This window comes from Methanobrevibacter sp., from assembly GCF_015062935.1.
Lineage (GTDB): Archaea > Methanobacteriota > Methanobacteria > Methanobacteriales > Methanobacteriaceae > Methanocatella.
Window position 1 is genome coordinate 1300 of record NZ_SUTM01000040.1, and the last position, 5371, is coordinate 6670.

The 5371-nt window shown below is 32.4% G+C and carries 7 protein-coding genes; all 7 read right to left on the minus strand.

Features of this window, described 5'->3' with window-relative positions:
• On the minus strand, positions 1-281 hold a 281-nt coding region (locus E7Z81_RS11950; RefSeq protein WP_292748138.1), incomplete at its 3' end, for a hypothetical protein.
• A complete protein-coding gene (locus E7Z81_RS11955; RefSeq protein ID WP_292748140.1) occupies positions 278-2473 on the minus strand; it encodes a hypothetical protein in 2196 nt (731 codons plus the stop codon). The genes E7Z81_RS11955 and E7Z81_RS11950, both read right to left, overlap by 4 nt.
• Before the next feature lie 175 nt (positions 2474-2648).
• Complete coding sequence (locus E7Z81_RS11960; RefSeq protein ID WP_292748142.1) at positions 2649-3062, minus strand: hypothetical protein; 414 nt, start codon at positions 3060-3062, stop codon at positions 2649-2651.
• An 81-nt stretch (positions 3063-3143) separates the two neighbouring features.
• Complete coding sequence (locus E7Z81_RS11965; protein ID WP_292748144.1) at positions 3144-3539, minus strand: hypothetical protein; 396 nt, start codon at positions 3537-3539, stop codon at positions 3144-3146.
• On the minus strand, positions 3540-4571 hold the full coding sequence (locus E7Z81_RS11970) for a hypothetical protein (RefSeq protein WP_292748146.1): 1032 nt from the start codon (positions 4569-4571) through the stop codon (positions 3540-3542). It lies immediately after the preceding gene.
• A 4-nt stretch (positions 4572-4575) separates the two neighbouring features.
• On the minus strand, positions 4576-4740 hold the full coding sequence (locus E7Z81_RS11975) for a hypothetical protein (RefSeq protein WP_292748148.1): 165 nt from the start codon (positions 4738-4740) through the stop codon (positions 4576-4578).
• 6 nt (positions 4741-4746) lie between these two features.
• Positions 4747-5217, minus strand: a complete 471-nt coding sequence (locus tag E7Z81_RS11980) for a hypothetical protein (RefSeq protein ID WP_292748150.1) — start codon at positions 5215-5217, stop codon at positions 4747-4749.
• Positions 5218-5371: the final 154 nt, after the last annotated feature.

Here is a 5371-nt window from a genome sequence, read left to right on the forward strand (position 1 = left end):
GTAACTACATATAATGGAGTCATGGTTATCATCCATTCATGCAACTTTTCAAGAACTGTAGTATTTCCAAACATATCATTTTTATTGATTATTACATCTATTTTAAATGAAATTCCACCGTAACCGTTGTTTAGAAATTGTTTGTTTCCCTCATTCAGGTCATTGACGATGATTTTTAAATCAGGAGTTACACCAACACCGTTGTTTTGGATAACTTTTAAAGCCATAGGAGTTGAACCTTTACTAATTTCATCAGCACTTATTACACTAAAAAAACTCATACTGTCCTCCCTGCTGTTTTATTATCCCAAAATATGTATTCTCTGATAACTTCAATGATTTCATCAATTCTTTCCCTTTTATCAACTGTGTCAACATTTAAAGTGAGATTTAACACATTACCATTTTTATTATCACCAATAGCCAATAATACTTCTAATAAATTTTCGTTAGAAAAATCGAAATTTGATGCGTTGGTATCATTTAAACTGTCGGTATTAAAACCAACATTGAATCTTGGATTTCCGAAGGATTTAACAGCATTTTCCCCTACATTTCCGAGATTTCTGATGATGTTTTGACTTGCAGTTGGAATTCTATCACCTGTATCCTCCATCTCCTTGAGCAATTTTATTTGCATAATTCCTGGAGAATGAATACCTAAAGCATTCAGGAAATTTTTAACAGCATTGACACCGGCTTCCCAAAATTTTTGAGGTAATGTTGCAGCCCATTGTCCTACAGCACTTAACATACTGTTCAATTCAGCCACAAACCTACCAGGCATGCTTGAAATTTGACCCATAAATCGAGTAACTGAATTTACTCCAGCATTCAACATTCTCTGGACAAAATTATTACCAAATCCAAGTGTTCTTGCAATCATATTAGTGAATATCATTGCTAATTGGAATGGGAGCGTTGCTATAAAAATCATTACACCAATTACGCCATCAACAATATTATTACCAGTTATTGAAACATTGGATTGTAATAATCCTCCTAATGTCATAATATAAGTGTAAAGGTTTTGCAGTGAACTTATAACCCAATTTACAAAGTTCATAACAGAAGTATAAATTATTTGACCAGCCAATATGAAAGATTGGCCCAAAGCATCTATTGCGGCCCTTACTTGCTCGTTATTAAAGTAAAGATAACCTAAAACTGCAATCAATGCGATGATTGCAAGTACAACAATCATTATTGGATTTGCACTCATTGCTGCATTCATTAACCATTGAGCTGCAGCACCCGCTTTAGTTGCAATATTACTTGCAATTTGAGTTAATTCTAATGTCCTTAATGAACCTGCAAGAGTTACAATACCATTAATACCCACAGCAAATGAACCGGCTTGACCAATTAAACCTAAAAAACTAGTCATTGGAGCTAATACAGGAGACATTAAAAGACTCATATCTTCCCAAGCAGCATTTATTTGGTCCAACCAAGTTTTATGTTCAGCTTCTTCACTAGCAAGTGTTTGTAATTGACCTTCATATTCACCAGTTAGTTGAGAAGCATTTGAAATTGATCCAGCTTGAAGTCCAAGTGCTTGTTCTAATGCTTTTGTATCACCATTAGATTCTTTTAATGCATCTGATAAACCAGTTAACGCTGCACGACCGCCACCAAATTTTTGTGTGGCACCAGCAATAATGACAGATGCTTGATCAACATTAAAACCTAATTCATTGAATTGGGAGTCATATTTTCTTAAGAAAGTATAATAGTTCTGCATTCCGCCGACAGTGTTTGAATTAGCATAAGCAAGTGCATTAAAACTTGATGAAACATTATTCATATCTACACCAAGAACACTAAGTTCCTGACCTAAGCTATTTGTAGTTTGAGCACCCAGACCAAATGCATCATTAATACGGTCTAAATCTGTTGCTGATTTGCCAAGATTTTCACTAGAAACACCGATTTGGTCAAGACTTTTAACATACATCATTGCTTCATCATTTGGAAATGTAGCATTTGATATATTATTAATTAAACTAATCATTTTAGGTTCGGCAACACCTGTTTGTGTCGATAGTTGACCAACACTTATGGCTGCTGTGTTCATATCTTGAGCCATACCTTCAGCGTTACTACCAATACTGGATAACTCACTTGATATACTCATTAAAGCTCCGGCTTCAATTAATTCAAGACTATTCCCTAATCCTTCAACATCTGATTCAGCATTTTGAGCAGAACCCCCTAATTCATCTATAGGTGAACTGTCAATGCCACTTAATGATGAAGATAAATTATCAGAACTATTTGAGGCATTTTGCATTGAGGTATCAAGATTTTCTACAGATTCTTCAGCATTAACAACTTCTGAATCTTCAACATTAACATCAATATCTACATCACTTTCCATTTCTTTTAGTGTGGATATGGCTTCGGACAAATCCTCAACTTCAGTCTTGTCAGCTCTTGCTGTAATGTTAATATCAAGATTATTATCTGCCATTGTTAATCAACTACTAAAAATGCTTTATTTTTCAAGCTATGTTGTCTTGCAATTTCTTTCATACATATTATTGCCATTTGTTGTAAGATTGTCAAATTTTCAATATTTCCATTGTTTAATCTATGTCCCGCAATATATAATTGAGTTAAATGTCTTAATTTACCAGTTTTTAGGTCTAAAACCCCATTAAATCATCAAATATTTGTTGTTGTGCATCTTCTGATGTATCCATCAATTCCACACCACTTATTCTGTTAATTTCATTTGTAATTCTTGTTATTACACCAGCCGGCAATTCAGCCAGTAAATCATCAGGGAATTTGCTTTCATCAAGTTTATAAACGCCTAATTTAGCAAGTTCAATCAATAGATTAGTTTTCAGTCTTTTACTTGATAATATGGCTTTTTGATATTCATTTGTTGATAATGGTCTTATTAAAACTCCAACCTTTTTTGTAGTATTTGGATAAATGAATGTGAATGGTATTTTAGCATTTGTTCCTTCAGTGATTATCTGATCCAATTCAAAAATTTCTTCCTCTTTTTGTAAGTGTTCTAATTCTTTTTGCTTTTCTTTTTCAGCAGACATTTTCAAATCTCCATAAATAAAAATAATTTGTTTAAAAATTTTTTAAAAAAAAAGAATGAATAAAACAAAGTTTAAAGTGTTTTATTCATATTTCCTATCTCTTCTACTTGCTTTGAGCTTGATATTTTCAACGGTTTTTTCATCAGGTTTTACTTCATAATCGTTACCATTTACTAAACAATTGAAATAATTATCTACGATGGTGTATGACTCATCTGGTGTGATGACAGTTTCTCTTATAGTAACCATTGCAGGTGTGCTTATCATTTTATCTAAAGTTTCTGACATCTCTTTGTGTGAAGCCAATCCTTCATATCTTAATTTTGAAAATTCAAGGCTCCACGGTACTTCGTCAAGTCCCTCATTTACTACACCGTCAAAGGTGGAAGTGCTTGAAGTATTTGTTTCAGGACTTGCTTTTGCTGATGTTCCATACATCATTTTTTTACCGTCAATAATAACTTCCTTATTAGCCATCTATTCCACCTCAATTGTAATGTAAACGTCGATTTCAGTGATAATTCCAGCAAATAACAATTTGGTAATATTAATATCAACGCACTTTGGAGATTTCTTTTCTACAGTGTATTCAATGTCTTCAAGTAAATCTAAAGTGTTTACACACCTATCTTTGACCCTATCCAATTCCTGTTTGATTTCATTTAAAGTTGCAGTACGGTTTCTTTCACCTAAGAATTGATGTAGGCTCATTTCACGTACAATAAAATCACGTGCCCGGTTGATATATAAATCATAACCGTTTGGTTGTTCGCTGTTGACAACAACATATTTGTTATTTCCACGATCCTGACATCTGAATGTAGTTATACCAGATTCAAGTAATGATAAACCATTTCCACCTGTTTCAAATGATAATTCTGGAGTAACACCAGTTACATTTGGAACCACTTTCATTGTCATACTATTTCCAACATTTAAGCTTGCAAGAACACCGCAATAATATGCTGCACTTTCCACCTCAGATAGTAAGGTATCATTTACTATTAATTGCTGGTTCAACAATCCGTAACTGAAATCTCCAGCCAGACTTGCATCGAAATTTATAAATGATACATAACCGGCCGGTAATTTATCCTTAAACCTTTTGTCTAAAAATTCAGTAATTATTGGAATTAAATTGGAATCAACTTTAACTGCTATGTATAACATGTTAAAGTCCTCACCACTTATTTTAGACAATGCTGATGTTAGTTTTCCTGGAGTGATGTCTTTATCAACAACCTCATTTTCACCGCTTCCAGATTTGGTGGTGATATTTACAGCTAAAATACTTGAAGCTCCGTAAAACAATTCATCCAAACATGCAACACCAGCGTAACTAGTATCATTTCCTAATTCTTCATGAGCATCATCAATTTTGGTAAATAATAATGGTTCAGTTTCAGTGGAATCAAAAGCACCGATTAAAGCTATCTTTGATGCTAGTCCAGGTTTGCTTTTTACGGGATTTCTTTTATTGAAAATCTGAACTTTTGGTAATGAAGCCATAATTTCAACCCCCTATTTTCAAATTCGCATATTCTTTAATGATTTTTTCAAATTCTTTTTTATTATTGATAGAAATATTATTAGATGAAATGTAATATCTTAATCCTGATTTGAACATATTGGGACAAAGTAAATCATCTAATTCTTTATCTAAATCAAATTTTACCATAAACAATCACTTTTCTTCAATTTTTTCTAATAATAAATTACATAAATAATAATCTTCTTCAGATGGAACTAACGATTCTGGTTTGCTTTTCACTTGAATTCTTAAATGGCCTCTTGTTAAAACAAAATCTCTATTATATTCTGGAGTTATATTTCTAATGATTGGTTTATTGTCAAACAAATCATTGTTTTCATAGATTAATCTGGTGATTTCTTTTGAAACAGTTTTGATGATTTTAAGTGCTTCTGTGTAGTTGCGGTTTTTAGTAACTATAAGAATTTCAACCAGATCTGTGAAACTTGAAAAGTCAAAACCTTCAATATTACTTTCACTATCAACAGCTCCAACAAAAATGCTATTACTTTCCTGAACAACTTGTTTAGAAGGATATGAAATTTTAAAATGTTTTAATAATTGGTTTTCCTCATTTTTTGCATTTAATAATATTTTTAAAATTATTTCATCAGTTTGTAGCATTGTAAATCTCCACCTTTAAAATATCTACTGCTCGATTGCTTGTCTCTTCAAAAGCCGGTTTTACAAAAGGTCTTGGAGGGGCCGGTGATGAGTATTTACTGAAAATTTCTTTTCCAGATAATGTAAACCAATGCAAGAATTTTGCTCTTATTGG